31 protein-coding genes and 1 pseudogene are annotated in these 25,511 nt (G+C 62.9%); 8 read left to right on the forward strand and 24 right to left on the reverse strand.

Features of this window, described 5'->3' with window-relative positions; translation table 11 throughout:
- Nucleotides 1-50 precede the first annotated feature (50 nt).
- The 9 genes and pseudogenes from OU993_RS01635 to OU993_RS01675 all read right to left on the reverse strand — a co-directional run bounded on the left by OU993_RS01635 (nt 51) and on the right by OU993_RS01675 (nt 5,877).
- Nucleotides 51-329, reverse strand: a complete 279-nt coding sequence (locus OU993_RS01635) for a type II toxin-antitoxin system RelE/ParE family toxin (protein WP_268154361.1) — start codon at nt 327-329, stop codon at nt 51-53.
- Nucleotides 326-628 carry a type II toxin-antitoxin system RelB/DinJ family antitoxin gene (locus tag OU993_RS01640; RefSeq protein ID WP_268154363.1) on the reverse strand — a complete coding sequence of 101 codons (303 nt, stop codon included), beginning with the start codon at nt 626-628 and terminating at the stop codon, nt 326-328. The genes OU993_RS01635 and OU993_RS01640 overlap by 4 nt, the downstream gene beginning before the upstream one ends.
- Nucleotides 629-731: 103 nt before the next feature.
- Nucleotides 732-2,924 carry a methyl-accepting chemotaxis protein gene (locus OU993_RS01645; RefSeq protein WP_268154364.1) on the reverse strand — a complete coding sequence of 731 codons (2,193 nt, stop codon included), beginning with the start codon at nt 2,922-2,924 and terminating at the stop codon, nt 732-734.
- 266 nt (nt 2,925-3,190) lie between these two features.
- Nucleotides 3,191-4,084, reverse strand: a complete 894-nt coding sequence (locus OU993_RS01650; protein WP_268154366.1) for an NAD-dependent epimerase/dehydratase family protein — start codon at nt 4,082-4,084, stop codon at nt 3,191-3,193.
- Nucleotides 4,085-4,174: 90 nt separating this feature from the next.
- Complete coding sequence (locus tag OU993_RS01655) at nt 4,175-4,456, reverse strand: YrhK family protein (protein ID WP_268154367.1); 282 nt, start codon at nt 4,454-4,456, stop codon at nt 4,175-4,177.
- A gap of 274 nt (nt 4,457-4,730) precedes the next feature.
- A complete protein-coding gene (locus OU993_RS01660) occupies nt 4,731-5,021 on the reverse strand; it encodes a PIN domain-containing protein (protein ID WP_326493816.1) in 291 nt (96 codons plus the stop codon).
- Nucleotides 4,964-5,134, reverse strand: a pseudogene (locus OU993_RS01665) (hypothetical protein); the annotation flags it as partial. The gene OU993_RS01660 and the pseudogene OU993_RS01665, both read right to left, overlap by 58 nt.
- A gap of 18 nt (nt 5,135-5,152) precedes the next feature.
- Nucleotides 5,153-5,308, reverse strand: a complete 156-nt coding sequence (locus OU993_RS01670; RefSeq protein WP_268154370.1) for a hypothetical protein — start codon at nt 5,306-5,308, stop codon at nt 5,153-5,155.
- A 110-nt stretch (nt 5,309-5,418) separates the two neighbouring features.
- Nucleotides 5,419-5,877 carry a YcgN family cysteine cluster protein gene (locus OU993_RS01675; RefSeq protein ID WP_268154372.1) on the reverse strand — a complete coding sequence of 153 codons (459 nt, stop codon included), beginning with the start codon at nt 5,875-5,877 and terminating at the stop codon, nt 5,419-5,421.
- A gap of 180 nt (nt 5,878-6,057) precedes the next feature.
- On the opposite strand from OU993_RS01675, the gene OU993_RS01680 reads away from it, so the two are divergent.
- The 3 genes from OU993_RS01680 to OU993_RS01690 all read left to right on the forward strand — a co-directional run bounded on the left by OU993_RS01680 (nt 6,058) and on the right by OU993_RS01690 (nt 9,527).
- Complete coding sequence (locus OU993_RS01680; RefSeq protein ID WP_268154373.1) at nt 6,058-8,256, forward strand: transglycosylase domain-containing protein; 2,199 nt, start codon at nt 6,058-6,060, stop codon at nt 8,254-8,256.
- Nucleotides 8,257-8,401: 145 nt separating this feature from the next.
- Nucleotides 8,402-8,986, forward strand: a complete 585-nt coding sequence (locus OU993_RS01685) for a DUF1214 domain-containing protein (protein ID WP_268154374.1) — start codon at nt 8,402-8,404, stop codon at nt 8,984-8,986.
- Nucleotides 8,979-9,527, forward strand: coding sequence for a DUF1254 domain-containing protein (locus tag OU993_RS01690; RefSeq protein ID WP_268154375.1), 549 nt, complete (start codon nt 8,979-8,981; stop codon nt 9,525-9,527). Before OU993_RS01685 ends, OU993_RS01690 begins: the two co-directional genes overlap by 8 nt.
- A gap of 62 nt (nt 9,528-9,589) precedes the next feature.
- On the opposite strand, the gene OU993_RS01695 is transcribed toward OU993_RS01690, so the two are convergent.
- Nucleotides 9,590-9,769: a hypothetical protein gene (locus OU993_RS01695; RefSeq protein WP_268154377.1), complete on the reverse strand. Its 180-nt coding sequence runs from the start codon at nt 9,767-9,769 to the stop codon at nt 9,590-9,592.
- 737 nt (nt 9,770-10,506) lie between these two features.
- On the opposite strand from OU993_RS01695, the gene OU993_RS01700 reads away from it, so the two are divergent.
- A complete protein-coding gene (locus OU993_RS01700) occupies nt 10,507-11,472 on the forward strand; it encodes a DUF2336 domain-containing protein (RefSeq protein WP_268154379.1) in 966 nt (321 codons plus the stop codon).
- A gap of 18 nt (nt 11,473-11,490) precedes the next feature.
- Here the strand turns inward: OU993_RS01700 and OU993_RS01705 are convergent, their stop codons facing one another.
- Entirely contained in the window at nt 11,491-11,832 is a 342-nt protein-coding gene (locus OU993_RS01705) for a DUF1491 family protein (RefSeq protein ID WP_268154381.1), read from the reverse strand.
- Nucleotides 11,833-12,031: 199 nt separating this feature from the next.
- Here OU993_RS01705 and OU993_RS01710 point away from each other — a divergent pair, with 199 nt between their 5' ends.
- Together OU993_RS01710 and OU993_RS01715 are read left to right on the forward strand one after the other, a co-directional pair.
- Nucleotides 12,032-12,265, forward strand: coding sequence for a hypothetical protein (locus tag OU993_RS01710; protein WP_165214338.1), 234 nt, complete (start codon nt 12,032-12,034; stop codon nt 12,263-12,265).
- Between the two features lie 84 nt (nt 12,266-12,349).
- Nucleotides 12,350-12,673, forward strand: coding sequence for a helix-turn-helix domain-containing protein (locus OU993_RS01715; RefSeq protein WP_268154383.1), 324 nt, complete (start codon nt 12,350-12,352; stop codon nt 12,671-12,673).
- Between the two features lie 16 nt (nt 12,674-12,689).
- Here the strand turns inward: OU993_RS01715 and OU993_RS01720 are convergent, their stop codons facing one another.
- The 3 genes from OU993_RS01720 to OU993_RS01730 all read right to left on the reverse strand — a co-directional run bounded on the left by OU993_RS01720 (nt 12,690) and on the right by OU993_RS01730 (nt 15,609).
- Nucleotides 12,690-13,064 carry a type II toxin-antitoxin system RelE/ParE family toxin gene (locus OU993_RS01720; protein WP_268154385.1) on the reverse strand — a complete coding sequence of 125 codons (375 nt, stop codon included), beginning with the start codon at nt 13,062-13,064 and terminating at the stop codon, nt 12,690-12,692.
- 78 nt (nt 13,065-13,142) lie between these two features.
- A complete protein-coding gene (locus tag OU993_RS01725; protein ID WP_268154387.1) occupies nt 13,143-14,102 on the reverse strand; it encodes a peptidoglycan-binding domain-containing protein in 960 nt (319 codons plus the stop codon).
- On the reverse strand, nt 14,074-15,609 hold the full coding sequence (locus OU993_RS01730; RefSeq protein ID WP_268154388.1) for a sensor histidine kinase: 1,536 nt from the start codon (nt 15,607-15,609) through the stop codon (nt 14,074-14,076). The genes OU993_RS01725 and OU993_RS01730 overlap by 29 nt, the downstream gene beginning before the upstream one ends.
- Nucleotides 15,610-16,058: 449 nt before the next feature.
- On the opposite strand from OU993_RS01730, the gene OU993_RS01735 reads away from it, so the two are divergent.
- Complete coding sequence (locus OU993_RS01735) at nt 16,059-16,517, forward strand: DUF5330 domain-containing protein (protein ID WP_268154389.1); 459 nt, start codon at nt 16,059-16,061, stop codon at nt 16,515-16,517.
- Nucleotides 16,518-16,755: 238 nt separating this feature from the next.
- On the forward strand, nt 16,756-17,175 hold the full coding sequence (locus tag OU993_RS01740; RefSeq protein ID WP_268154391.1) for a SufE family protein: 420 nt from the start codon (nt 16,756-16,758) through the stop codon (nt 17,173-17,175).
- A 13-nt stretch (nt 17,176-17,188) separates the two neighbouring features.
- Here the strand turns inward: OU993_RS01740 and OU993_RS01745 are convergent, their stop codons facing one another.
- The 10 genes from OU993_RS01745 to OU993_RS01790 form a co-directional block, all read right to left on the reverse strand.
- A complete protein-coding gene (locus tag OU993_RS01745) occupies nt 17,189-18,043 on the reverse strand; it encodes a DUF6456 domain-containing protein (RefSeq protein ID WP_268154393.1) in 855 nt (284 codons plus the stop codon).
- Nucleotides 18,036-18,455, reverse strand: coding sequence for a helix-turn-helix domain-containing protein (locus tag OU993_RS01750; RefSeq protein WP_268154395.1), 420 nt, complete (start codon nt 18,453-18,455; stop codon nt 18,036-18,038). Before OU993_RS01750 ends, OU993_RS01745 begins: the two co-directional genes overlap by 8 nt.
- Nucleotides 18,456-18,701: 246 nt before the next feature.
- Nucleotides 18,702-19,133, reverse strand: coding sequence for a MucR family transcriptional regulator (locus OU993_RS01755; protein WP_268154396.1), 432 nt, complete (start codon nt 19,131-19,133; stop codon nt 18,702-18,704).
- Between the two features lie 399 nt (nt 19,134-19,532).
- The gene (gene mnhG / locus OU993_RS01760) at nt 19,533-19,877 is read right to left on the reverse strand and encodes a monovalent cation/H(+) antiporter subunit G (protein WP_442792918.1); all 345 of its coding nucleotides are present in this window, start codon (nt 19,875-19,877) and stop codon (nt 19,533-19,535) included.
- Complete coding sequence (locus OU993_RS01765; RefSeq protein ID WP_268154400.1) at nt 19,874-20,230, reverse strand: cation:proton antiporter; 357 nt, start codon at nt 20,228-20,230, stop codon at nt 19,874-19,876. Before OU993_RS01765 ends, mnhG begins: the two co-directional genes overlap by 4 nt.
- The gene (locus tag OU993_RS01770; RefSeq protein ID WP_268154402.1) at nt 20,230-20,703 is read right to left on the reverse strand and encodes a Na+/H+ antiporter subunit E; all 474 of its coding nucleotides are present in this window, start codon (nt 20,701-20,703) and stop codon (nt 20,230-20,232) included. The genes OU993_RS01765 and OU993_RS01770 overlap by 1 nt, the downstream gene beginning before the upstream one ends.
- A complete protein-coding gene (locus tag OU993_RS01775; RefSeq protein ID WP_268154404.1) occupies nt 20,700-22,271 on the reverse strand; it encodes a Na+/H+ antiporter subunit D in 1,572 nt (523 codons plus the stop codon). The genes OU993_RS01770 and OU993_RS01775 overlap by 4 nt, the downstream gene beginning before the upstream one ends.
- An 11-nt stretch (nt 22,272-22,282) precedes the next feature.
- Nucleotides 22,283-22,660, reverse strand: coding sequence for a Na+/H+ antiporter subunit C (locus tag OU993_RS01780; RefSeq protein WP_268154406.1), 378 nt, complete (start codon nt 22,658-22,660; stop codon nt 22,283-22,285).
- Entirely contained in the window at nt 22,660-23,079 is a 420-nt protein-coding gene (locus OU993_RS01785; protein WP_268154408.1) for a Na+/H+ antiporter subunit B, read from the reverse strand. Before OU993_RS01785 ends, OU993_RS01780 begins: the two co-directional genes overlap by 1 nt.
- On the reverse strand, nt 23,076-25,427 hold the full coding sequence (locus OU993_RS01790) for a putative monovalent cation/H+ antiporter subunit A (protein ID WP_268154410.1): 2,352 nt from the start codon (nt 25,425-25,427) through the stop codon (nt 23,076-23,078). Before OU993_RS01790 ends, OU993_RS01785 begins: the two co-directional genes overlap by 4 nt.
- Nucleotides 25,428-25,511: the final 84 nt, after the last annotated feature.

The raw sequence follows: 25,511 nt of genomic DNA on the forward strand, positions 1-25,511 counted from the left end.
ATGGGAAGGTCAAGGGGCGGTATGGGAAAAATGGGCCAGTCGGGGAAATGTCAGTCCGGCCACATCTGGGCGCCGTGCAACACGCGAAGTACCCGGACCCGTTCACCATCGACCAGATAGACAACGATGTAAGGGGTGCCAACCAGAGGCAGTTCACGCGTCCGCTCCACGCGCCCGGTTCTGCCTGAAAGCGGAAAGACGAGGAGCCGGTTGACGGCGGCAGACAGTTTGAGATCGACTTCTATGGCAGCCTGCGGGTTTTCCAAGGCAATATAGTCGAAGATGGTGTCACGATCTGACACTGCCGCATCAGACCAGACAAGCCTCACCGCAGTCCGCCCTTTGCCGTGAGGACCCGTCGCCGTTCGGCAAAGTGCGCCTCGACCTCCTCATGCGTCCGGCCGGGCCCGGTCTCCCCCAGGGCCTCCAGAACCTTGGCCCGGAACCACGCATCATGCGCCTTCGGATCCATCAGCAATTCCATCGGCACGGCCCCTTCATTGGCCGTTCGCGTCAAGAGAATCCGCACGGCGTCCGACAGCGTCAATCCCATCGCTTCCAGCACCGCAGACGCCCGATCGCGAATATCCGCATCAATCCTCGTTTGCACCAGGGCATTGGCCGGCATGGTCTTTTCTCCGTTCATGGTCCTGAATGTAATTCAATTGCATGACATCGGCAAGGATCACACGCGGCGCGGTCGGTCCCGCTCCCGGAACTGCGCGACCACCTCACGCGGCGGCGCGGCGTGCGGTCGTTGCGCGTCCGGCGAGGCTGCCGTCCACCTTGAACTGGCGGATCGCCGCGCTCAGGTTCTGGCTTTCCTGTTCGATCTGGTGGGTCGCGGCATTGCTTTCCTCCACCATGGCGGCATTGCGCTGGGTCAGCTGGTCCATGTCGTGCACGGCGGCGGAAATTTCGGCCATGGCGTTCGTCTGCTGGCGCGCCCCTTCGGTGATCGTGCCGATCTCCTGGTCGATCGCCAGGATATGCTCGCGGATTTCCGCCATGAACCGTCCGGAATTCTGCACCAGACCGACACCGCTTTCGATGGCCTTGGCCGAATTTTCGATCAGCGACCGGATTTCGCGTGCGGCGGTGGCCGAACGCTGGGCAAGTTCACGCACCTCCTGCGCCACCACGGCAAACCCCTTGCCCGCCTCGCCGGCACGCGCCGCCTCGACACCGGCATTCAGTGCCAGAAGATTGGTCTGGAAGGCGATGTTGTCGATCACCGTGATGATCTGCACGATCTGGCCGGAGGCGGCCTCGATGTTCTGCATGGCGATGACCGTGTCCTCAACGATCGCCTGCGAGGCTTCCGCGCTCTTGCGGGCACCGGTCGTCATGCCGGTGACGGAGCGCATGCGGGTGGCGGTTTCCTCCACCGTGGCGGTCACCTCGGTGAGTGCCGCCGAGGCCTCTTCGAGCGATGCGGCCTGCCTTTGCGTGCGCTCGGCCAATTCTTCGGCTCCGGCGCGCAGTTCGTGCACGCCGTTCGACAGCGTCACGGTGGTTTCGCCGACATCCGCCATGATGGCCTTCAGTTCGGTGATGGAGCGGTTATAGGCCTCGCGCAGCGGTTCCAGCTCCGGGCTGAAGCGGGTTTCGATCTGATAGGTCAGGTTGCCGCTCGCAAGCTGCATCAGGCCTTCACCGATCTCGCGCACCGCACGGTCAACCGCCTGGGCGCGTTCGGCATCTGCGGCATGGCGCTTCTGGTCTTCCTGCCACCGGCTTTCGGCCTGGCGCTGACGTTCCTCGGCATCCTCGCGGGCCTGGCGGGCATGGTTGTCCATGCAGGTGATGAAGGCGCGGCCAAGCCGACCGATCTCGTCGCGCCGGTCGGTCGCCTCCAGCCGCGTCGCGCTTTCGGACCGGGCATGCGCCTCCACGACCTGGACCATGCCACGCAAGGGCCGCACCACGCCAAGCAGCGTCACGCCGCCGAGCGCCAGTGTAAGCGCGACGGAGCCCAGCGCAATGCTGCCGGCAACCACCAGTTCCTGCGCATCGGCGGCGGCAAGCTGTTCCGCCGCTGCACGGATCGCCCGGATTTCTGCCAGTTCCGCCTCGTGGATCACCTGGATACGTGCCGTCGTCTTGGAAAACCAGTCGCGGGCATTGAGACCGGCAAGCGGTGTCTCGCCACCCGCCTGCAACATCTTCTGCCGGAAGGCCTGGATTTCGGCGGACACGGGCCCCTCGTTGAACGGCTTCACAATGGCGGACGAGAGTGACGGATCGAGCCTCGAAAATTCCTGCAGTAACACGTCGCCGGCGCCAAGATAACGGGCAAAGCCCATAAAGGCTTCCGGGGGAATGCGTCCGGCGGTGATAAAACCGTTGCCGAGCCCCCGTTCCTGGCCGGCGAGTTCCTTGGCAAGGCTGAGGCTGCGATAGGCCTGCAACCGGGCGGCGATCGTATCCTCGCCACCGGACTGGGCGAGCAGGCGGGTGACCTCCATGAGATCGCCGATCAGGCCGGTGTAAAAACCGAAGGATTGCGGCGGTGCGGTCGTCAGCTGATCGATGCCGGCGCGCAGGCTAGCCAGATCGCCAAGCCGGGTGGTGACCTTTGCCAGCGCATCGGGCGCGATGCCCAGCCCCGCGGCATTGTCGAACACGGTGGGCAGGCCGGCGAGATCCTGATCCACCTGTTTGCGCGCCTCCTGCACCTCCGCACCATTGGACTTGCCCTTGGACCCCAGGAAACCGGCGGTCTGGCCACGCTCGACCTGCAGCCGCTGCACCAGATGGCTGATATCCTCGATATCATGGCTGGCATCGGCAATCCGTTGGGATCTGGAATAGGAGGCATATTCATCCATCACCAGATGGATGGCGAGTGCCGCGACGGCGGCGAGCGGAACAAACGCGCAAATGCACAGGCGCGTGGCGATCGACAGGTTCGAAAAGCGCATTGCAACATCCCCATATGACAACGCAAAAGTTGCAGGGCGATGTAAATTTTCCGTCAATATTACATGATATTCTAATATACTCTTGATTGTATTAGCGAATTTTCTCCGCAAAAAGACGTGCAGCTTGCGGTTTATCCAAGCTGTCGATCGCCCCTTGCGGGCGAGGAGAGCCGCAACGGGCGCGGCCCATCCCCCCAGTGCCTATTGCCGAATGCCTATCGCCTCCCCCGGCCTCCGGGAGAGGAGGACCATGAACGGCGCGATCTTCACCGCTTCACATAGTTGCGCCAGTCATGCTCCTCGCGGAAACCCAGCACATCGCGGATCTTCCTGTTGCTGATCGGCGCGCCGTATTCCGCGATCTCGCCGGTCACCGGCGTCTTCGGCGCCCATTTGGCGAGGAAGTCGCGGGTCGGCTCTTCCGCGGTGATGGTGTCGTTGACGGCGTTGAAGACCTGGAAACCGAGGCCGTCCCTCGCGATACACAGATCGACGATCTGGCCGAGGTCGCGCGCATCGATATAACTCCAGGCATTGCGCTTGCGGCTTTTCGGATTGGCAAGCCAGGCCGGCACATTGGCATAATCCTCCGGCGAAACGACATTGCCGATCCTGAGCGCATAAACATCCGCCTGAAACCGCATGGCGAAGGCGCGCGCGGTCTTTTCGTTCGCCACCTTGGAGAGGCCGTAACTGTCCATCGGGTCGACGTCATAGTCCTCGGTCAGCGGGAATTCGTGGTAATCCTTGTCGCCTTCGGCAAAACAGACGCCATAGGTGGTTTCGCTGGACGCAATCACCACCTTGCGGATGCCGAGCTTCATCGCCGCCTCGATAACGTTGTAGGTGGAGGTGACGTTTTCGGCGAAGGTGACATTGTCCGGGCGGATGAGGATGCGCGGCACGGCGGCAAAATGCACGACGGCATCCACCTTGGCCGGACCGTCGCCGGTCTCCAGCCCCGCAAAGCCAAAGTGCTGGGACAGCGCGTTGAACACCTCACCTGAGTCGGTGAGATCGGTGATCAGCGTCGGCACCGCGCCGCCCGGAAACGGGTTGCGGTCGAGGTTCAGCACCGAATGTCCCTTGCCGATCAGATAGGGAATGACATGCCGCCCGGCCTTGCCGCTGCCGCCGGTAAAGATGATCCGCTTGCCCATCAAAAACTCCTCCGCATGTTCTGGCGCACGATCTGGCGCCTGTCCTGGTCGGCCACAGATAGGGTGCGCAAGGGCAAATGGGAATGGGCCTCAGCCATCGGCGCGGCGGGCAAGATCCTCGAAATCGCCGCTGCGCCAATACGAAACCTCGCGCGCGATGCGCAGCAGCGGCTTTGCAGCAAAACAGAAGGAGCCGAAGAGAAAACACCAGGTGCCGGCCGTCTGGGTTTCCTCGCGGAAGAACAGCAGCGAGCCAGCGATAAACAGAACCGCCGCCGCCACATCGATCGCCGTGTAGACCAGTTCGTAAACAGCATAGATCCGCCGCGTGCGTTCATTGTCGAGCGCCCTGCCCGGGTAAAACAATGCCATGATACGCTCCTCCGTTTCCTAGAGCCGTCAAGGGGGCGCATCTGGGGCACGGGCGTGGCGGATCAAGGTGGGGCGACGGAGGCTTTGAGCCGCGGTTCGGCGTTTTCCGGACAACCGCTCGCCTCGTGCCGGGGATTGTCTCACCGCCCTGCCGCCATCTCCATCACAGGGGGGAGACCGCGACGGGCAGGCGCATGCATCATACAGCAGAGGATGCGGCTGGCTTCAGGTGGGCTTGTTTCGAATGCAATAGCCCTGGGGGTGGGTGAGCTTTTCAACAGCCGACCACGTCAACGTAACCTGTGGCTGCGATCCGACGCATGATGCCGTCCCGGCTGACAACCGGCACCTTTTTGTGTCGAGCCGTCGCCATGATGTAGCAATCTCCGGGATCTTCGTGCCCTGTGACGGCAATGACGTTTGCCGCTTCAAGGGCAATCGCGGGACCAATCGGCACGATCTTAGAAGACGTCACGGCGACCGCCGCCTTGAGCCAGTCCCTGCCGGTCAGATTTCGGATATCCGGGCGTTTGCCTTCTTGTTGACGGCAATGGCCAGTTCCCACGCCGTGATCGGCGATACGTAAAGCTTACCGCCTTCCTGTGCCGCGGCGATCGCAATCAAGGTATCTTCGTTCAGCGCTTCGGGCTGCGTCACCAGCCACAGGAGAGCCTGCGTGTCGAGAACGACGCGCCATTATTTGGATTTTGGCTTATCGCTGTCCTTGAGCACCTGCGCGGCAATCGGCATGGTGAGATCAAGTCCGGGCTTCAAGGAAAGCGCCTGCCCCTTCAAAGCGCCGGCCCCTCTGACGGTCACAAACTGCCCGGTTCGCGAATTGCGAACGGTCATGTCTGTAGGTTTCGGCTTGAGCTCTCCCATCACCGGAAGATGAGCCAATATCACGCTGAATTCAAGGCGGATGCAACTCTTTGGGGTTTGTCATTCCCCCACCCGCGCCCCTACCGCCGCTCTCCCACCGTCAGCGGCCAGTCGACGAGATAGTCTTCGAAATCGTCGACATCCACCTCCGTCTCCGAGACCGTGCGGCCCTTGGCGGAGATGCCGGCCTGGTGGACGGTGTCGGGGTCGCCGGAGATCAGCGGGTGCCACCAGTAGAGGTCTTCGCCGTCGCGCACCAGGCGATAACCGCAGGTGGGCGGCAGCCAGGTTATCTCGTGCACGGCCTGCGGTGTCAGCTGGATACAGTCCGGCACGGTTTTCTGCCGGTTTTCGTAGTCGGAGCAACGACAGCTTTCTCCGTCGAGCAGACGGCAGGCGACCGAGGTGAAGGCGACCTCGCCGCTGTCCCAGTCCTCCAGCTTGTTGAGACAACAGAGCCCGCAGCCGTCGCAGAGGCTTTCCCACTCCGCCGGCGTTAACTCTTCAAGGCTTTTGGTCTTCCAGAAGGGATTTTCCATCTTGTCTTTTTTAGCACCGACTGAACATATTCCCAAATGCGCACAGACGGCGGGCGAGATGCCGGTGCATCAACGATTTGTCAGCCATTGCGCGGATAAGGGATCGTTGAGGCTTTTCGTCTTTCGTGGTGCGGGCGTCAAGCATATGATCTTAAGCGCTTGAGGCGAGGAACAGCCATCGTGCAGGACGATCCCCACCAGACCGAGAAGTCGACGGCGAAACGGCGCCACCTTCTTCTGCGTCTCGACAGCTGGATCGATTCCACCGTCTGGAATCTCGGCTTCCGGCTGGCGGAAATCTGGGAGGAGATCACCATCTTCTCGCGGAAATTCCGCGTGCGCGGCTGGAAGCGCGTCGTCGTCGAGATTGCCGATGAGGGCCTGACCTTCGGCACGGCCGGTTTCGTCCTGCTTCTGGCACTTGCCATCCCCGCCTTCGAGGAAACCAAGGACGACTGGCGCTCGCGCGGCGATTTCGCCGTCACCTTCCTCGACCGGTTCGGCACCACGATCGGCCATCGCGGCATCATCCACGAGGATTCCGTGCCGATCGACGAACTGCCCGACCATCTGGTCAAGGCGGTGCTGGCGACCGAGGACCGGCGTTTCTTCGACCATTTCGGCATCGATTTCTTCGGCCTCGTGCGCGCCATGAGCGAAAATGCGCGCGCCGGCGGCGTCGTGCAGGGCGGCTCGACCATCACCCAGCAGCTGGCCAAAAACCTGTTCCTCACCAATGAACGCTCGCTCGAGCGCAAGATCAAGGAAGCCTTCCTGTCGCTCTGGCTGGAGGCGAACCTGTCGAAGAAGGAGATCCTCCGGCTTTATCTCGACCGGGCCTATATGGGTGCCGGCACATTCGGCGCGGCGGCGGCGGCGCAGTTCTATTTCGGCAAGAACATCACCGAGGTAAACCTTGCGGAAGCGGCGATGCTGGCCGGTCTTTTCAAGGCGCCGGCGAAATATGCCCCGCATGTCAACCTGCCGGCCGCACGCGCCCGCGCCAACGAGGTGCTCACCAACCTCGTGCAGAGCGGCATGATGACCGAGGGCCAGGTGGTGGCGGCAAGGCGCAATCCGGCCACCGTGATTGACCGGGCCAATGCCGCAGCACCCGATTATTTCCTCGACTGGGCTTTTGAGGAGGTGCAGCGGCTGGCGAACGACGGCAAGTTGAAAAAACACTCCGTCATCGTGCGCACGACGATCGATACCGGCCTGCAGCAGGCCGCCGAAGAGGCGATGGAATCCTCGCTGCGCGAGTTCGGCGAGAGCTACAATGTCAAACAGGGCGCGCTGGTGATGATCGAGAACGGCGGCGCGGTGCGTGCCATGGTCGGCGGGCGCGATTATGGCGAAAGCCAGTTCAACCGCGCCACCAAGGCGCTGCGCCAGCCGGGTTCCTCCTTCAAGCTCTACACCTACACCGCCGCCATGGAGAAGGGTTTTACCCCGGAATCGGTGATCTCGGACGCGCCGATCACCTGGCGCGGCTGGTCGCCGCAGAATTACGGGCGCTCCTACAAGGGCCGCGTGACGCTGATGTCGGCGCTGGCGCAATCGCTGAACACGGTTCCGGTCCGGCTCGCCAAGGATGAGCTCGGCCTCGACGTGATCGTCGAGACGGCCAAGAAGATGGGCGTGGAAACGCCGCTGCGCTCCGACAAGACGATCCCGCTCGGCACCTCGGAAGTGACCGTGCTCGACCAGGCGACCGCCTATGCGGTGATGCCGGCCGGCGGTTACGAGACCCACCGGCACGGCATCGCCCAGATCATCGATTACGACGGCGACGTGCTGTATGATTTCGGCCGTGACGAACCGCCGGCCAAACGCATCGTCTCCGAACAGGCGACGTCCTCGATGAACCGCATGCTGACGCAGATCCCGGTGATCGGCACCGCCCGGCGCGCAGCACTCGACGGCGGCATCGTCACCGGCGGCAAGACCGGCACCTCGCAGAGCTACCGCGATGCCTGGTTCATCGGTTATACGGGCAATTACACCACCGCCGTCTGGTTCGGAAACGACGACTTCACCTCGACGAAGAACATGACGGGTGGCTCGCTGCCGGCCATGACCTTCAAAAAACTGATGGACTATGCCCATCAGGGCATCGAGCTGAAACCCATTCCCGGCATCGACAATCCGCTGCCGCACGGCAATCACGGCCCCGGCCCGACGGTTGCCGCCAAGGGCGGCGAAGCAACCCCGCCCGCCTTCGTTCGCCCGCGTTCGCTCTCGGCGGAAAGCTCGCGTATCCTGCGGCGGATCGGTGCCGACCTTGCCAAGGCGAGAGCGTTGATCCAGAACCCCACCCAGAAGGTGGCGGATGCCGGCGTGCGCGGCAGCCTGGACCCGGACAAGGCAAAACCCTGAGCTTTGCGGAGACTGCGTCGACAAGGCTGGTCCCGCACGTTGCGCCTGCGGCACCTTCGCCTGCCCCAAAATCGGACAGCCGCCATTTTCCCGCAAGGCAAACAATGCTAACGCTGCGACCAAACAGCAGATAGGGTTTCACCGTTTGTTTCGCCTCCCCCTCCTCGTTGCGCTCAGCCTTGCGATTGCCTTCGGCCTCGGCATCTGGTCGACGCTCGTGGCGCTGGAAGCAACGATCGGGTTTGGCGCGATCCGGCTCGGCGCCTGGGAAGCCTTTCCGCAGGCACAGACGGCCGATGCCGATCCTTATGCCAAGGCGCACCGCGCCAATGGCGGGCGGCTGCTGCTCGGCAGTGCCGAGGGCCTGAGGTTTTATGCCAAGGTGGACGACGAAGGACAGCCGCTGAGCGGCAACTGCACCTATACGGTGTCCGGCCAGACGCCGCCGACACGGCTGTGGACGCTGTTTGCCGAAATCAACGGGCTTCCGCCGCGCGTCGACAGCCCGCGGCCGATGGCGATCAATTCACGCAGCGTGCTGCGCCGGGCGGACGGAACCTTTGCCATCTCCGTTTCCGCAACGGCCGAACCGGGCAACTGGCTGGCGGTCGAGGGTGGCAGGCCGTTCCGGCTCGTGCTGACCCTGCTCGACACGCCGACCGCCGGCAGCTCCGGGCTGATCGACCTCACCATGCCGAAACTCGAGCGGACCGGGTGTGGCAATGCTTAAGGTTCTGCTCGCCATCGTGACGGGACTGGTCGGCGCAGCACTGCTGCACCTCATCATCATCCTGGCACTGCCCTCCTTCAGCGAGCGCGACGCCTATTCGAAAGTTTTGGGCGAAGGACAGCCGTTCCGTTTCCATGCACTCGGCGGCCGCAAGGATGCGACAGGTCTTGCCAAGGAGGATCCGTTTCTGGAGGTGGCCGTCTGTGCCTTCGACCTGACGGAGGCACCGGTGCGCCTGTCGGCCGGCAGCGGCGTGCCCTTCTGGTCGCTCGCCACCTTCGATGCGGCCTCCAACGAGACCTTCAGCATCAATGACCGCACCTCGGCCGGCGGCATGCTGGACGTGATCGTCGCAACGCCGGTGCAGGCGACGGCACTTCGCAAGGCGATGCCATCCAGCCTCATGCAGTCGATCATCGTGGAGACGGCAGAGCCGCAGGGTTACGCCGTGCTGCGCGTGCTCTCGCCGCAGCGCAGTTTCCGCCCGATGGCCACACAGTTTCTTGCCGAAGCCGATTGCGGGCAGATGGCCTGGCAGTAGTCCGCACGACACCCCTCGTCGCACGACATCGCGTGCGGCTGGTGCGGTCGCGGGTCCCGATCTTAATGCTTGTCGGCGCGGAAGGACATTTCGTCCATCGTCCGGTGGGTCATTTCCTCGATGCGTTCGTAACGCACACCGGTGAAAAGAACCACATCGGCACCATCCCGCCGCTCGAACCGCATGAGCGCCCGTTCGGGATGCCTGTCACGCCACGTTTTCAGTACCACAATCTCTGCCATGCGCGTCTCCCAAGGAACATTCGAGACGGATGAAGGACGGACCGATCTCACCCTGCCCGCGTCCAGCGGGCTGGCGCACCCTTTTGCAAGGCATCTGCGCCTTTCTCGGCAGACCCGGCTCCGGCGGAACCATCGGGTCCAGCGATACTCTCAACGCATGAAACCGCCCGGTGGTTCTCCCCACCCTGTGGAAAAACCGGCCGGGTTCGAACCGGCGGTTAACCTGACGTGTCACGCGTCGATCTCGAATTGAACCGCAACCTCCCTAACAATTCGTTAATGCTAATGAACAGATTTCCTCCATGGCCAGGCTTGCGCCAGGCTTGACGCCCACGAACCCGTCCACAGCCAACCCACACGTCATCCACCGGCAGTTCACAGGCAATCCACTGGCTGGGCACCGGTTTTCCCGCAAAAAGACGGCACGGCCGTGAGGGGTGCAACGCAGATGCAACGCTTTGACACAGAGACGTGCAAAAGCCGGACGCGCCAGCGCCTCTTCACCAGCGGTTAACCTCACCGTGCATAGATTGTTTAACCATGCCAGGCGGCACTGGCGCCGGATGTCCTGTTGGCGGCCGGCTTCTCAGCATCCTGTTTCGCAGGACCCAGGCGTATGACACGCCTCGGGCGAGGTTCGACTGTCTATCATTAGTCATGCGTTGGTGGATTTAACCGTGGACCGGTACCGTGAACTTGAAAGGCCGCAGGCAATGCGCAGAAAGGATGTGGTTCTGATGGCCACGGTGACGAGCTTCGAGGAACTCGACCACCCGGGAAAATCGGAACTGCGCCAGTTCGCCGAACTTTTTGCGCCGCTCTTCGAGGCCTCCAGCGAGGAGGCCCGCCGGCAGGCGGTGGCGGCACTCTCCCGCTCGCAGAACGTTCCCTCCGCCGTCGCCTTCTTCATTGCCTGCCAGCCCATTGCCATCGCCGCACCCTTCCTCAGCGCCTCGCCCTGCCTGGACGACGAGACCCTGATTGCGATCGCCCGCACGCAAGGCGTCGAGCATGCCCGCGCGATCGTGCGCCGCGACAACATTTCGCCGGCCGTGGTGGATGCGCTGGTCGGCCTTCGCCACAGCCGCGCCTCGACAAAGTCGATCGGCGACCCTGCCACCAAGCTTCAGAGCCAGACAGACGCACCGGCACCGGAAACGGCGCCAGCCGCGGCACCCGCGGATGAACGGCTGGCCCGCGAGGAGGCGCTGCGCAGCACGATCAAACATCTGGCACGCCAGCAATCGCCCTCGCTGGACGACCGGCTTGGCCTTCGCACGATCAGCCCGGTTCAGGAGGCGCTGCTGGTGCGGTTTGCGCGGGCGCGCGAGGCGGATGCCTTTGCCACGACCCTTGCCGACACGCTGTCTGCCAGCCGCTGGCTGGCCGAGCGCATCATGCTCGACATTTCCGGTCATCAGCTCGGCACGACGCTGAAGGGCATCGGCATGCCTGAGCGCGAGGCACTGTTCGTGCTGGAACGGCTCTACAACCATCTGAGCGAAGAAATCGGCGGCACGACCCGCAGCACCATCCTGTGGGAGCAGCTCGACGACAACGAGTGCGGGCGGCGTGTCGAGGCCTGGCGCCGCGCGGATCGTTATACCTATGCCGACCGCGAGACGCTCAAGCCCACAGCGGAAACCAAGTCGGCGCAAGGGACCACGCCGGCCGAACGCGTGTCGTTCCGCCGCGCCCGTTGATCCAGACGGGGCTGGCCATCATCCCTCTTCGGCGGTGACCTCGAACAGGTCGCCGATCGCCTCGATGTCCAGCTCGATCAGCCAGAGGTCGCTGTCGAAGCGCAGTTCGCGGGCCATCAACGCCTCCACCGCCTCGGTTTGCGCGGCTCGAAGACGGCGTTCGAAACGGCGACCGCCCTCCTCCGCCGCCAGCATCTGCGGCGCCGGGCCAAACAGATCCTCGGTTCCATCACGATGACGAAGCCGGATGAAGATCGCGCCGGCCTGATCGGCACCACGCCGTTCGACGGCGGCAAAACCGCCCATGGAAAACACACGGCGGGTCAGGGCGGAAACGAAGATATCGGATCTGAGGCGCATGCACTTCGCATAGACCCGAAGCGGGCGGATGGAAACCCCTCACCTTTTCCGAGGCTTCGCAACCGAAGATTTACTCCGCCCGGCGCAAGCTTGCGCGGGTACCGAAAGAACCCACGAGACCCCCGAGTCATGCAACCAGAGCGCCGATGGTTCCCAAGGCGTGTGGACAACCATCGAGCTTGAAGCGGCAGGAGACCCCATGGCGAAGTACAAATATCCGCACCACATGATCCAGAGCGATGTGACGGCCTTCGACAAGGACTGGCTGCCTGGCCAGATCACGCTGAATGCCGGGATCTATCGCTGTCGTACCTGCGGTGACGAGATCGTCGTCGGCCGGCGCCAGCAGATCCCGACGGCCCATCACGAGCATGCGGTGCTCGGCCCCGTGGTCTGGCAATTGCTGGTGTTTGCCCAGGAACATCCGAAGTGACACCGAGGGCCGGTTACCGCCATTGACATCTCGAGGGACAATCGTCAATTATACCGATATCTGTATATTGCGAGAGCCCACACGATGTCCGAAAAGCTCGAATACACCAACATATTCGAGTCGATCACAGAGGACCCTACTGTCGCCGCCGATCTGCAGTTCCGGTCGGACCTGCTGATGACGCTGATCGACATTCTCGAAACGAAGGGCTGGAAACAGGCGGAGATCGCCCAGGCGCTCGACATCCCCCAGCCGCGGGTCAGCGAATTGTTGCGCGGCAAGATCAGCCTCTTCTCCTCCGACAGGTTGATTGGCTATCTGGCCAAGCTGGGTTATCGCCTGCGTCCCTCCATGACCGGCGATAAGACCGTGATCTGCGCGGTTGAAGTCAAGCGGGACGTGGCCTGACACATCGCAATCCGGTTTAGGGCCGTTTGGTGCCTTTCCTGGCCGCCTTTTCCGCCTCTCGAACGAGGGCCATCATCTCCTTGTAGCGCTTTTCCACTGTCGCCATCGCCGCCCGGTCGACGCCGTTGGTCGTCTTGGTGAAGGCGTGGAGGATGTAGACGGTGTCGAGATATTTCGCGCAGTACATCAGCCTGAAGGCCGGCGAACCGTTCTCGATCAGTTCAATCACGCCCGGTCCGACGGATGGCAGAGGCTTGAAGTCCGATCTCGGATTTTTCCCGGCTGCAACAAAAGTGAGATCGTTCAGGAAATCCGTGGCAATGTCTGCCGGCAGGTCGCGCACGGCCCTTTTCGCTGCGCTGTTCACGTAGACGATTGACTTCGTTGCCATTGCCCCTCGCTGCATCAACCACAGCTCTCAGGCAACAATAGGCGCGGTTCTTATCAATGCGCCAGTGCTGAAAGTGACTTACAGCGCGCCGATCGATTTCAGCTTCTTCAGCACCGCTTCGGAGGGTTCGCCGTTTTCGGCCAGGCGGTAGTGTTTCTGGAAATGGCGGATGGCGGCGCGTGTCTGGGCGCCGGCGACGCCGTCGACCTTCACATCCGTATAGGCGATGTTGGCAAGGCCGCGCTGGATCTGCATGACGAGGTTGACGTCGGCAAGATCGGGCGTCGCATTCGGCTGGACGGCGGCGTTGGTCGGGCGGGCGGCGGCCTGGTCGGCGCGGCTTGCATGGGCGGGCTGTGCTTCGGCGTTCTCGGCCTCATTGTGCGGGATTTCTGCCGGCGGCTTCAGCCCAGCGCCCGTCTTCGGCGCCGGCTTCGGGGCCGCACTGGCGGATTGCGGGGCAACCGGCTTGCGTTCGGCGGCGCGGATCGCGGCAGCGACCGGATCTTCCGCGGCGAGATTGCCGGCCGGGCGTTGGGTCGGAACAACGGGGGCGATCGGGAGGGCCTGTTCGACGGCGGCGGCCTGCTCCGCCGGCTGCGGTGTCTTGATCAGCAGCGGATCGGCATAGGCGGGTGCGCCGCCCGAGGTTGCGGCCGTGCTTTCCGGCAGTTCGATCGGCGCCTGCGGGCGTCGCGCAGCCTCCGGCGGCACCAGCGGTGTCTCGCTCTGGCGCTCGATGTGGAAGGTGGTCACGTCGCGCGATGGTTCGCGCAATGCCGGCCTGTAACCGGCAATCGCATTCGGATCTTCGGGATCACGGGTGCGCAGGAAGGGGTGCGGATGGCCGCCCGGCTGGTACCAGAGGGCATTGGCAACAACGAAGCTGAAGGCGATCGCCATGGCGAGGCTGGTTCCCACGCCGCGCGGATTGCGCGCCGCCTGACGGCCCGCTGCAGAGAGCAGGCTTACCAGAAGGCCAGGCTCCTTGACCGGTTTTTTCCGCCGGTCAGGCGCTTTTCGCTTTCGCGCGGTCATGCGCAAATCCCTGTTCTCGCGTTGCCGCCGTGCCCTGCTCCAGTCGCAGACGCGGCGGAAATTCCACGGCATCCCCGTCATCAAGAACGGCAATGCTGTCTCCCGGCCCCTCCATCGGCAGGGTGACGGTTACCACGGTTCCTTCTCCCAGGCGACTTTCGATCGCGAATTGTCCACCGTGCAGGCAGACGAGCCCCTTTACCAGCGACAGGCCGAGACCGGTGCCCTCATAACCGCGATTGTAATCGCCCTGGACCTGCACAAACGGCTGGCCCAGCATGTCCATCTTGTCGGCGGCGATGCCGATGCCGGTATCGCTGACGCAGATGACGAGATTGCGGCCGCGCTGCTCCGCATCGATCGACACGACGCCGCCGCTTTCGGTGAACTTGACCGCATTGCCGGTCAGGTTGATGAGGATCTGCTGCACGGCGCGCCGATCGGCGACGATTTCACCGAGGCCACGGGCCACGCGGGTGGTGAGGGTCACACCCTTGCTGCGGGCCTGCAGGTCGAGCATGGCGCGGCAGGTCTCGATCGCATCGGCGATGCGGAAAGGTTCAGTGATCAGCTCGTAACGACCGGCCTCGATGCGGCTCATGTCGAGCATGGTGTTGACGACCGAGAGCAGATGCGCGCCGGACTGGCGGATCAGCGCCACATATTCCTTCTGGCGGTCATTCTGCAGGGCACCGAAATATTCGCCGGCCAGCACGTCGGAAAAACCGAGGATGGCGTTCAGCGGCGTGCGCAACTCGTGGCTGACGGCCGCCAGGAAACGCGACTTCGCCTCGTGGGCCGAGAGAGCTTCTGCGGTGCGCTCGACGATATCCTCGCGCAGCTGCATTTCGTCCGAGACGTCAACGATCTGCACCAGCACGTTCTGCAGCGCCTCGTCGCCACCGGTGGCGGCCGAAAGTTCCAGGCGCACGGCAATGAACTGGCGCCCGCCTTCCGGATCGAGCCCATGTTCGACACGCGCCTCTACCCGGGCGCTGGCCTTGCCCTGGCGCAAGGCATCAAGCGCCTGGGCGACCGCGATGCGATCGGACACATGTACGAGTTCGGCAATCGACAGGCCGCGCGGGTCACGCCGGCAGGCCGGCAGCAGCGTGCGGTCGCGGCCGCCGCTCTTCAGGATCATGCCATGACCATCGCAGACAAGAAGGAGGCCGGGGCAGGCCTCGAACACGAGGTCGGTCGCATCGGTACCGACGGCTTCGATCTCCCGCGGGCGCAGGAGCCATAACATGGCGGCCGAAAAGAACAGAAGCGTCGCGATGATGAGGGCGGCAGCAACCGGCAGCGCCAGCGCCGGGCCGAGCAGCATGCCGGAGAGTACCGGAAGAAGCGCAAGGCAGACCAGGCAGGCGGCGATCAGAAGGCGCAGGACCACGACGTCGGACGCCGACGGCAGATCGGTCTTGCCGAGCTGCCTCAGCCAGCCGAGGGACAGGCGGTCCAGCCTGATGGCCAGCCTTCTGCCGATGTCGTTGAATACGCGCACGCTGATACCTAATCGCGAATCTTGATGCCCAGACCATAGGCGCCGCTGGCTTAAGGAAACTATAAAAGGAAGGGATCGAAGGGGGGCCGAAAGGGCCTGAAACGACGCTTTCGCTGTGCCGGAACGAAGCATCTGCGCTTGTGGTTAACAGGGCGTAAGCGACGGATTTCCCACAATTTTCCGCATTACGTTAAGGAATGGGGCAAAGCGGGGCTGCAAAGTCCACAGCTTTCAGGGGCCCGGCCGCAATTATGCTTAACACGCACCGTTAAAATGCCTCGGATCCCGCCACAATCCGACATGCGGCGACCGATCGGTAAAATTCGATACAAATTCGCGTCAAATCGCAGCTTTTACCGCAAGGGGACGTTTTTCGATAGCGGCTAGGGTTACGCCATCCAAGACCGGAGACGATCCGGCAGCGGCGGAAAGCAGCAGGTGAAGGCAAAATGTGGTTCCTGATCAAGACAAGCATGGGGTTTACCGCGGTCCTCGTTGCGCTGTCCTATTTCGGCAGCCAACCGACCCCCTCGACAGAGCAGCCGGTCTCCCAGCTGCAGCTGACCGATGCCTTTGCCGCCGCAACCGGCGCCTATACCTATCTGCAGGGCCTGTGCACCGAAAAGCCGGATGTCTGCGAAAAGGGTGCCGAGACCTTTACCGCAATCGCCTTCCGGGCCCGCGAAGGCGCGAAGGTCGCTTATGAACTCCTCGACAGCCAGCTTTCGGACAGCGACGACAAACCGGCGCTCGCCTCTGCCGAGCCGTCGCGTCTGACACCCGCCACCATCCCGGCCGCTCCGCACCAGCCGCTTCCGCCGAAACCGGAGGCTCTTGCCACCGCCTCGGTTGCCGATGCGGTCGTGACCGGCACTGTTCCCCTTCCCCAGCGCCGCCCGGACCGCTGAGGCGCACCTTTTTCCTACCCTCTTGCGTCGAGATCCCTCGGCGCCTGTCAAGCCCACCTGTTTCAGCTTTTGCTGACGCCGCAAGACCTCGGTCTTGCGGCGTTTTTTTTCGTATCCACACCGCCCTCCCCGACCGGTGGTTCCGATCGATCGCACGATGCGTCGACACGACCGGCCCTGCCCACCTACCGTTCGCCGCGATTTGGTTTATATGAGGGGCGGATACCAAGGAGCAGCCATGACCAGCATCGATCAGATCATCGACGACTTTGCCTTCCTGGACGACTGGGAGGACCGTTATCGTTACGTGATCGAACTCGGCAAGGCGCTGCCGGATCTGCCGGACGAGGATCGCACGGCGGAGAACAAGGTGAACGGCTGCGCGAGCCAGGTGTGGCTTGTGTCGCATCGTGGCGAGGGCGCCGATCCGGTGATGACCTTCGAAGGGGATTCCGATGCACATATCGTGCGTGGGCTGGTGGCGATCGTGCTCGCCGCCTGTTCCGGCAAACATGCCTCGGAAATCGCCAGGACCGACCTGATCGGCATCTTCGACAAGATCGGGCTTGTCGAAAACCTCTCCTCGCAGCGCGCCAACGGCCTGCGCTCGATGGTGAAACGCATCCGCGACGAGGCCGCGGCGGTGGCCGCCGCCTGAGCCAAGATCCTCGTCAGAGTTCGGGGCGAAAGCCCTCGGCACCCCAGGCATGCCGGCGTCGGGCGTTTTTCGACGGTGGCGCGTAATGGCGGGCCAACGCCAGGAGTGCGGTGCGCAACATCAGCTTGGCGGAACGGGCCGGCCAGCAGCGTTCCCGTTCGACCCGCTCGAGCCCCTTGCCGAAACAGCAGACATCAAGCGCAACGCCTGAAAGCTCCGGCCCCATGGCATCGAGCGCGGCATTGACCCGGAGGCGGGCGGCGATTGCGCTGTCGCTCAGATCGGCCAGCCCACCACGTTCGCCCGGCGTGCGGGCGGCAATGCGCGGCTCCCAGCTTGCCGTCACCTTCGGCTGCAGGTGGCCCCGCTCAAAATCGGCGGCCAGGCGCTCGCCGGCCTGCACCGCTTCCTCGGGCAGAAAGGCGGCACCTGAACGTTCCTTCAGCCGGGCAAGAAGAGAAAGCGGCGATTCGGCCAGATTGCGCCGCACCGTCTGGTACGTCCCATCGACCACCGTTCGCTCCTCGGCAATTTCGCGATGCTGTTCGGCAAACGGTTCCTCCTTCTCCTCCTGCAGGGCGCGGCGCAAACAGGCGGCCGCTTCCGGACGGGCCAAGAGGCCGTCTCCCTTCCGCAGCACGAGGCCGGCGGAGACGGCATAAGAGACGACCTGTTCCGTCATCGGCAGGTGACGGTCGGACTGGCAAAGCGCGATCCCGCCGTCGCGCGCCTCGATGCGGCACGGTCCCTTCAGCGCCCAGCGCAGCAGCTGCAGCAACACGCGCCGCGCCGCCGGCGGCAGATCCTTTGCGGCAAACGCGCCGGATGCAACGCGCGGATGGCTCTTCAGGGCGACGGCATCAGTCATGGCCCACCTCCTCGCCGCGGGCAAAGATGACGCTGACGATGCGTTCGATGCCGGTGATGAAATCGTCGAATGCCGCATCGTCGCGACGGTCCTCCACCACGTGGCAGGCATGGCCGACGGTGGTGCGGTCGCGCCCGAAGGCCTGGCCGATTTCGGTGAGCGGAATGCTGAGCGAGACGTGGCAGACATACATGGCGATCTGGCGGACATGGCAGAGCATGCGACGCCGGTCACGCCGTGTCTGGGTGCGGTCGCCGGTGAGGCTGATGATTTCGCCGACCACCTGGCGCACCAGGCGGCAAACCTCCTTCATCGGCAGATGCGACGGCGCGGCGAAAATCCGCGACGGACGGGGCTGGATGGGCTGGGATACGCAGGAAGGGTCGGCGGACGGATGAAGATCGTAAGTCATGAACAACTCCCAAAATAGGAATTAATTCATACAACCTAAATGATGGGCGGGGATAAGGGAAGCACCCAGCGAACCAGTGCGATCTTTGTTTTTTCGACACTTTCGCCAATTCTCCCCAACTGAAATAGGATTATTTTCTCCTCTCAATCCCCCGTAACGGGTGCCACAAACGCAGATCGCCGGAAGGGCTGTCCCTTCCGGCGATCTGCGATTGAGCAGGTCTGCTGCAAATCCGCTTGCGGGCGCTTACTTTGCGCCGCGCTTGCGACGCTGGCCAAGACCCATTTCCTTGGCGAGGCGCGAACGGGCCTGGGCATAGGCCGGAGCAACCATCGGATAGTCGGCTGGCAGGCCCCACTTCTCGCGATATTCTTCCGGCGTCATGTTGTAGTGCGTCATCAGGTGGCGCTTGAGCGACTTAAATTTCATGCCGTCTTCGAGGCAGATCAGGTAGTCGTCTTCGATCGACTTACGGATCGGTACCGGGGGCTTCGGCTTTTCGACCGCGGTCGGTGCAGGCGCGGGCGAAGTCGTGTTGCTGAGGGCGCTGTGCACGTCGGCGATCAGGTTCGACAGATCGCTCACGGGCACGACATGGTTGCTGACATAGGCGGCGACGATATCGGCGGTCAATTCCACCAAAAGGTCAGGCGCCTTGCCGGCGACGGGTTCGGTCATTTCTTATCTCCTGTTGCGTTCGTGGACAGTCAACCAGACATGTCCCGTGCAGAACGCGCCGGCTATCACTGGTAGTGTCCCGTTTTCTGACAGAAACACGTATCCACCCCTAGATCCGTGCGGGACACCACCACTGCGACCGGTTGAAACTCGCCAATCCTGCGATTCTCTTCAATAATTCCAATCCGCTTATATGAAGCTTTTCGGCAGGAATGAGGAGAGATCACCAAGAGCGACCAGTATCAGCGTTCTACTCTGTTGCGATTAACATCCTTCGGCAGAAAGTCAAAATACAATTTGCGCACCCCTAGTCGATGGTTCTCTTGACACGAAACGCTAGTTGATTTCGACACAAGCCATGTTTGCGAGGCAGCGGAAGTATTTGTGCCACAAACCGCGTTATTCAAGAGGCCTGTCGCGACGCAATTCGTCAATAATCGTCGAACGATGTAAACGATACCCTACCTGGTGTGCCGTTTTGGCCAAAAGGTGTGCCGAAATGGGAGCGGTCAGGATAAAAAAGAGAAAACCAGCGAGTGCGCGGAAGAAAATCGCAAGATCTCCGGCGTGAAGACCGGCCGCCAAAAGCAGCAATCCCGATCCGACTGTGCCGGCCTTGGACGCTGCATGCATACGCGTAAAAACATCCGGCAGGCGCAGGAGACCGATCGAGGCGATCAGCGCAAAGAGCGCTCCGCCCACAAGAAGTGCTGCCGTCAGTACCGTCAGGACCATCGCGTTTATTCTCCCTTTCCGGTCGTTGCCGGCTGCACGCCACGCTCGGCGCCCTGATTCGGCTCAAGAGCCCCCTGTTCATCCGCCGTCTTGCGCGACAGGATGAAACGGGCAAAAGCCACCGTTGCGAGGAAACCGACGAGGCCGAGCGCAATGGCGACATCGATATAGAGGGTAAAGCCGGTCTTCACCGCGATGACGGCGATGAAACCGATGGCGATGCCGACCAGCATGTCCAGGCCGACGACCCGGTCGGCCAGCGTCGGGCCGGTGATCACCCGATAGGCGGTGGCGAAAAACGAAAGGCCGAGAAGGGCGAGCGCCAGCCAGATGGCGCCATCGAGCAGAGCTTGAGCGGTCATCAGCGGAAAGCCTCCATGATCTTGCGTTCGAACCCTTCGGCGATGTCGCGTTTGGTCCCTTCGACATCCGAACAGTCGATCGCGTGCACGTAGAGGAGTGTGCGGTCCTCCGACACATCGACCGATAGCGTGCCGGGTGTGAGCGTGATGAGGTTGGCCAGAAGCGTGATCTCGAAATCGCGGTCGACCGTCAACGGAAAGGCGAAGATGCCGGGCTTCACGTCGAGTTTCGGGCGGGTGACGAGGACCGCGACCTTCCAGGCCGACAGCGCCAGTTCCTTGAAGAACAGCACGGTCAAGGACAGGATACGGCCGATGCGCCCGAGATAACTCACGCCTTGCGCCTGTTCGCGGATCAGGCCGATTGCAAATGCCGAGACGAGAAACCCGAACAGGAAGTTCAGGAAGGTGGCGCTGCCGCTGACCGCCACCCAGATGACGGCAAACAGCACGTTCATGGTAAAGGCGGTCATTGCGCACCTCCTGCGGGGAACACCGACTGGATGTAGGAGACCGGCTGCAACAGCCCCTCGGCGGCAAGCTGCGACAGGCCAAGCGGCCCTTCGGGCAGAAGGCCGAACAGGGTGATGATGGCGATCAGGCCGTAGAGCGGCCAGAGCGTCTGCCGATCCTGGGCCAGGGTTTCACCGGCCTCTCCCCTCCCCTCTGCCTTGGTTTGCGGACGCCAATAGGCCAACAGGAAGATGCGGCCGAGTGCCACCGTGGTGAGGAAACCGGAGAGCAGGATCGTGCCCGCCAGCCACCACGCGCCGATATCGAGCGACGCCTTGACCAGCATGATCTTTGGCCAGAGGCCGGAAAACGGCGGCAGGCCGGCAACCGCGAGGAACAACGCCAGCGAGGCGAAGGCAAAACCCGGTGCCACACGATAGATGCCGCCTGCCGCCGTCAGGCTGAAGGTGCCGGTGAGTGCGGCGGCCCGGCCGATGACGAGATAAAGTGCCGTCATGGCGAGGATCGAATGCAGCGCATACAGCAGCGCGCCGCTGATGCCGGCGACCGTGCCGACCGCAATGCCGGCCAGCATGTTGCCGATGCCGACAATGACCGCATAACCGGCCATACGACGCATGTCGTCCTGCGCCAGCATACCGAGTGCCGCGATGATCAGCGTGAGCGCCGCCAGCAGGCCGATGACGAGGCTGAGTTCTTCCCGCTGCAACGGAAACAGCATCACCATCACCCGCATCAGCGCATAGATGCCGACCTTGGTGAGCAGTCCGCCGAACAGCGCCGAAACGGTGATGCGCGGCGTGTGATAGGAGGCCGGCAGCCAGAAATTCACCGGAAACGCCGCCGCCTTCATGGAAAAGGCAAGAATGAACAGCGCCGACAACGTCATCAGCGGCGCCCCTTCGATCTCGCGCGCCTTCAGCGCGATGTCGGCCATGTTGAGCGTGCCGAAGATCGCATAAAGATAACCGACCGAGATGAGGAACAGCGTCGTGCCGATGAGGTTCAGCACGGCATATTTCATCGCGCCGTCGATCTGCTCGCGCTCCGAGCCGAGGATCAAGAGGCCGAAAGAGGAGATCAGCAGCACTTCGAACCAGACATAGAGGTTGAAGATGTCGCCCGTCAGGAAGGCACCGGACACACCGGCCATCAACAGCATCAGAAAGGGGAAGAAGCCGTAGCGGCGGCCGCTGTCATTGATGTCCTTCAGCGCGGCAATGCCGGCGGCAAACGCCACGGTGCCGGCAACGAGGTTCATCAGCGCGCCGAACAGATCGACCGTAAAGGCGATGCCGAAGGGCGGCAGCCAGCGGCCCATCATCATGGTGACGGGGCCTTGGGTGGCGACCTTAAACAGCAGTGCCGCATCGACCAGCACAAGCAGCAGCAGCGCCGGAATGGCGATCCGCACATGCAGGTGCATGCGGTGGCGCACCATCATCAGCAGCGCGCCGGCGGTGATCATCAGCGCGGGCGGCAGGATGACCAGCCAGTCGCCGAGCACGGTCGGCGCCATGACGAAGGCGGCGGAGAGATCAACGGGAGTGGAAGTGACTGCGGCCATCTTGTCTCGTCTCAATAGCCGGCAGGCGGCAGGGGGTCATTCTTCGGTTCGGCCAGACGCATCTCGTCGGTATCGTCGGTGCCGAGTTCCTGGAAGGCGCGGTAGGTCAGCACCAGCAGGAAAGCGAAGAAGGAGAAGGAAATCACGATGGCGGTGAGGATCAGCGCCTGCGGCAGCGGGTTGGCAGCCCCCGCCGTCAGCGTGTCGAGACCGCTGCCGATGATCGGCGGCACTTCGCGCGTCAGCCGGCCGCCGGTGAAGATCAGAAGGTTCACCGCATTGCCGAGGATGGCGATGCCGAGCAACATGCGCACCGTGTGGCGCGACAGGAGGAGATAGATCGCGGCGGCGAAAAAGGCGCCGACCAGGCAGGCCAGAACAAACTCCATCAGTCCTCCTCCCTTTCTTCAAGCGCCAGCGCAATCGAGGTGATGGCGCCGACCACGACCAGATAGACGCCCACGTCAAAGGACATGACGGTGGCAAGCGGCACCTCGACACCGAACAGGCTGGGATAGATCCAGAGCCCCGTCATGAAGGGCACCCCGGCGAAGACCGAGACGAGGCCGGAGACGACGGCGAGCAGCAGGCCGGCACCGGCAATCGACATGGGGTGCACGATGATGGCCCGACGGACCGCGGCAACCCCATAAGCGATGCCGTAGATGGCAAAGGCGGAGGCCGCAATCAGCCCGCCGATAAACCCGCCACCCGGTTCGTTATGGCCGCGCAGCAGCACAAAGACCGAAAAGAGGATCATCAGCGCGGTCAAGAAAGGCGCAACGGTGCGGAAGATCAGCGTGTTCATCGGGCATGTCCTCCGGTCCTGTCGGGATCGTTGTCCGCCGGCTTCAGGGGGCCGCCGGCGCGGATGCGGATGAGCGCCAGAATGGCAAGGCCGGTGATCATCACCACCGCGATCTCGCCCAGCGTATCCGTGCCGCGGAAATCAACGATGATGACGTTCACCACATTGGCGCCGTGCGCGATCACCTTGGAATAGGCGTTGAAGAAGTCAGTCAGGCTGTTGTTGAAAGCATTTTGCGTCGATTTCATCAGCATCAGCGCAAAACCGGTGCCGCAGGCAATCGCAATCGCCCCATCGAGCAGCATCTGGCCCATCGGCCGGTGGTCGGACGGGGCAAGCCTGAGGCGGGTCATGACGAGCGCAAGGATGACGACCGAGAGCGTTTCCACCATGAACTGGGTGAACGACAGATCCGGTGCGCCGAACAGCAGGAAGATCACGGCCACCGCAAAACCCTGGATTCCAAGGGCTGCAATCGCCGTCAGCCGGTTCTTCGCCGTCAGCACCGCCAGGATGCCGATCAGCGCAAGACCGAAAAACGCCCATTCATGCATCAGGACGTCCGACGGCATCGCAGGCATGGCCGGCAGTTCGCCGTACAGGATCGGCGGCACCAGCAGCGTCGCGGCGAGGATGATGAAGGTGGCGGTGACATAGACCTCCATGCGACCCGGCTGGGTGATGCGGGTGACGCAGACCGACAGGCGCACCAGACCGGCCAGGATGGCATCAAAGGCCTTGTCCGGCCCCGGTCCGATGGCATCCAGCACCCGCACCATCAGCGCGCGGGCCCGGTCGATCAAGAGATAGACCACAACACCGAAGGCGACCGTGACGACGGAGAGCGCCAGCGCAATCCCAAGATGCGGGATGGTGGAGATGGTCACCTCCGTCGGCACACCCTTCACGGCGGTTGCCATGGGCGTGGAGATGAAGCGATGCGCAACGCCGGAGAGGATGCCGCCCGTAAGACCAAGAAGCGCCAGCACGGCCGGGCCGAGCCAGAGCAGCACCGGTCCCTCATGCGCATGTTTCGGCGTCTTGACGGCCTTGCCGATGAAGGGTTTCAGGCCGACGGCAAAGGCGATCGCAAACATCAGCCCGTTGCCGATGATCGCAACCAGGGTAAAGAGGATCGAGCGCAGGTCACCCGCCGCCAGCGCATAATAGATCTCTTCCTTGGCAAGAAAACCGAAGAAGAGCGGCAGGCCACCCATCGAGAGCGCGGCGAGAAGCGCTGCGGCAAAGGTGATCGGCATGGCTTTGGCCAGCCCGCCGAGTTTGGTTGCGTCACGCGTACCGGCCTCGTGATCGATGATGCCGGCGACCATGAAGAGCGCGCCCTTAAACAGCGAATGGGCGACAAGATAGAGCACCGCGGCGGCGACCGAATGTTCGCTGTCGAAGCCGGTCAGCATCACCAGCAGGCCGAGCGAGGCCATGGTGGTATAGGCCAGCATCAGCTTCAGATCCGTCTGGCGCAGCGACAAAAACGTGCCGACAATCAGCGTGATGCCGCCGAAGAAGGGAAGCAGGATTTCCCAGGCCGCGGTTTGCCCAAGTGCCGGGTTGAGGCGCATCAGGAGGTAGACGCCGGCCTTCACCATGGTGGCGGAATGCAGATAGGCGGACACCGGCGTCGGCGCCTCCATGGCATTCGGCAGCCAGGCATGGAAGGGAAACTGTGCCGATTTGGTGAAGCAGCCGCCCAGCACCAGAAGCAGCGTGGCGAGGTAGAAGGGGCTGGCGCGCAGCGCATCGCCCATATGCACCAGAAGCGAGAGCTGGGTCACACCGGTGATGTTCCACAGGAAGATCAGGCCGGCGAGCAGGAACAGCCCGCCGCCGCCGGTGATGACGAGTGCCTGCAGCGCCGAACGGCGCGCGGCCTCCCGCTGATGGTCAAAACCGATCAGCAGGAAGGAGGTGATCGAGGTGAGTTCCCAATAGACGAACAGCATGAGGAAGCTGTCGGACAGGACGAGCCCCAGCATCGCGCCCATGAACAGCAGGATGAAGGAGAAAAACCGCCCCTGCTGCGGATGGCCCTTCATATAACCGCCGGCATAAAGCACGATCAGCGTACCGATACCGGTGATCAGCAGCGCAAAGGTCAGCGACAGGCCATCGATGAACCAGGAAAAGGAGAGGTTGAGGCTCGGCACCCAGGCATAACCGCCCGTCACCACTTCGCCGGCGGCAATTTCCGGCAGGGAACCGGCGAAATAAACGAAGGAGAAGGCCGGCGCCAAAGCCAGCAGCCAGGCGGCATTGTGCTGCAGGTGCCGGGTTGCCAGCGGAGCAAAGGCAGCGGCGATGAAGGGCAGGAAAAGACACAACAAGGTCATCTCGATCTCCCTCGCCTTCCGGCTGCGCTGTCGGCCATGCTGAACGTCTCCCTTTCGTCAATCTGTCACAGGCGAGCCTTGTTT

The sequence above is a fragment of the Rhizobium sp. SL86 genome (genome assembly GCF_026672545.1).
Lineage (GTDB): Bacteria > Pseudomonadota > Alphaproteobacteria > Rhizobiales > Rhizobiaceae > Neorhizobium.

Coding starts and splice junctions, on each gene's coding strand:
- OU993_RS01640 (WP_268154363.1), bottom strand. CDS start 628: ATGCCGGCCAATGCCCTGGTGCAAACGAGGATTGATGCGGATATTCGC.
- OU993_RS01645 (WP_268154364.1), bottom strand. CDS start 2,924: ATGCGCTTTTCGAACCTGTCGATCGCCACGCGCCTGTGCATTTGCGCG.
- OU993_RS01650 (WP_268154366.1), bottom strand. CDS start 4,084: ATGGGCAAGCGGATCATCTTTACCGGCGGCAGCGGCAAGGCCGGGCGG.
- OU993_RS01655 (WP_268154367.1), bottom strand. CDS start 4,456: ATGGCATTGTTTTACCCGGGCAGGGCGCTCGACAATGAACGCACGCGG.
- OU993_RS01670 (WP_268154370.1), bottom strand. CDS start 5,308: ATGACCGTTCGCAATTCGCGAACCGGGCAGTTTGTGACCGTCAGAGGG.
- OU993_RS01675 (WP_268154372.1), bottom strand. CDS start 5,877: ATGGAAAATCCCTTCTGGAAGACCAAAAGCCTTGAAGAGTTAACGCCG.
- OU993_RS01690 (WP_268154375.1), top strand. CDS start 8,979: ATGCTTAAGGTTCTGCTCGCCATCGTGACGGGACTGGTCGGCGCAGCA.
- OU993_RS01695 (WP_268154377.1), bottom strand. CDS start 9,769: ATGGCAGAGATTGTGGTACTGAAAACGTGGCGTGACAGGCATCCCGAA.
- OU993_RS01700 (WP_268154379.1), top strand. CDS start 10,507: ATGGCCACGGTGACGAGCTTCGAGGAACTCGACCACCCGGGAAAATCG.
- OU993_RS01705 (WP_268154381.1), bottom strand. CDS start 11,832: ATGCGCCTCAGATCCGATATCTTCGTTTCCGCCCTGACCCGCCGTGTG.
- OU993_RS01710 (WP_165214338.1), top strand. CDS start 12,032: ATGGCGAAGTACAAATATCCGCACCACATGATCCAGAGCGATGTGACG.
- OU993_RS01715 (WP_268154383.1), top strand. CDS start 12,350: ATGTCCGAAAAGCTCGAATACACCAACATATTCGAGTCGATCACAGAG.
- OU993_RS01720 (WP_268154385.1), bottom strand. CDS start 13,064: ATGGCAACGAAGTCAATCGTCTACGTGAACAGCGCAGCGAAAAGGGCC.
- OU993_RS01725 (WP_268154387.1), bottom strand. CDS start 14,102: ATGACCGCGCGAAAGCGAAAAGCGCCTGACCGGCGGAAAAAACCGGTC.
- OU993_RS01735 (WP_268154389.1), top strand. CDS start 16,059: ATGTGGTTCCTGATCAAGACAAGCATGGGGTTTACCGCGGTCCTCGTT.
- OU993_RS01740 (WP_268154391.1), top strand. CDS start 16,756: ATGACCAGCATCGATCAGATCATCGACGACTTTGCCTTCCTGGACGAC.
- OU993_RS01745 (WP_268154393.1), bottom strand. CDS start 18,043: ATGACTGATGCCGTCGCCCTGAAGAGCCATCCGCGCGTTGCATCCGGC.
- OU993_RS01750 (WP_268154395.1), bottom strand. CDS start 18,455: ATGACTTACGATCTTCATCCGTCCGCCGACCCTTCCTGCGTATCCCAG.
- OU993_RS01755 (WP_268154396.1), bottom strand. CDS start 19,133: ATGACCGAACCCGTCGCCGGCAAGGCGCCTGACCTTTTGGTGGAATTG.
- OU993_RS01765 (WP_268154400.1), bottom strand. CDS start 20,230: ATGACCGCTCAAGCTCTGCTCGATGGCGCCATCTGGCTGGCGCTCGCC.
- OU993_RS01770 (WP_268154402.1), bottom strand. CDS start 20,703: ATGACCGCCTTTACCATGAACGTGCTGTTTGCCGTCATCTGGGTGGCG.
- OU993_RS01775 (WP_268154404.1), bottom strand. CDS start 22,271: ATGGCCGCAGTCACTTCCACTCCCGTTGATCTCTCCGCCGCCTTCGTC.
- OU993_RS01780 (WP_268154406.1), bottom strand. CDS start 22,660: ATGGAGTTTGTTCTGGCCTGCCTGGTCGGCGCCTTTTTCGCCGCCGCG.
- OU993_RS01785 (WP_268154408.1), bottom strand. CDS start 23,079: ATGAACACGCTGATCTTCCGCACCGTTGCGCCTTTCTTGACCGCGCTG.
- OU993_RS01790 (WP_268154410.1), bottom strand. CDS start 25,427: ATGACCTTGTTGTGTCTTTTCCTGCCCTTCATCGCCGCTGCCTTTGCT.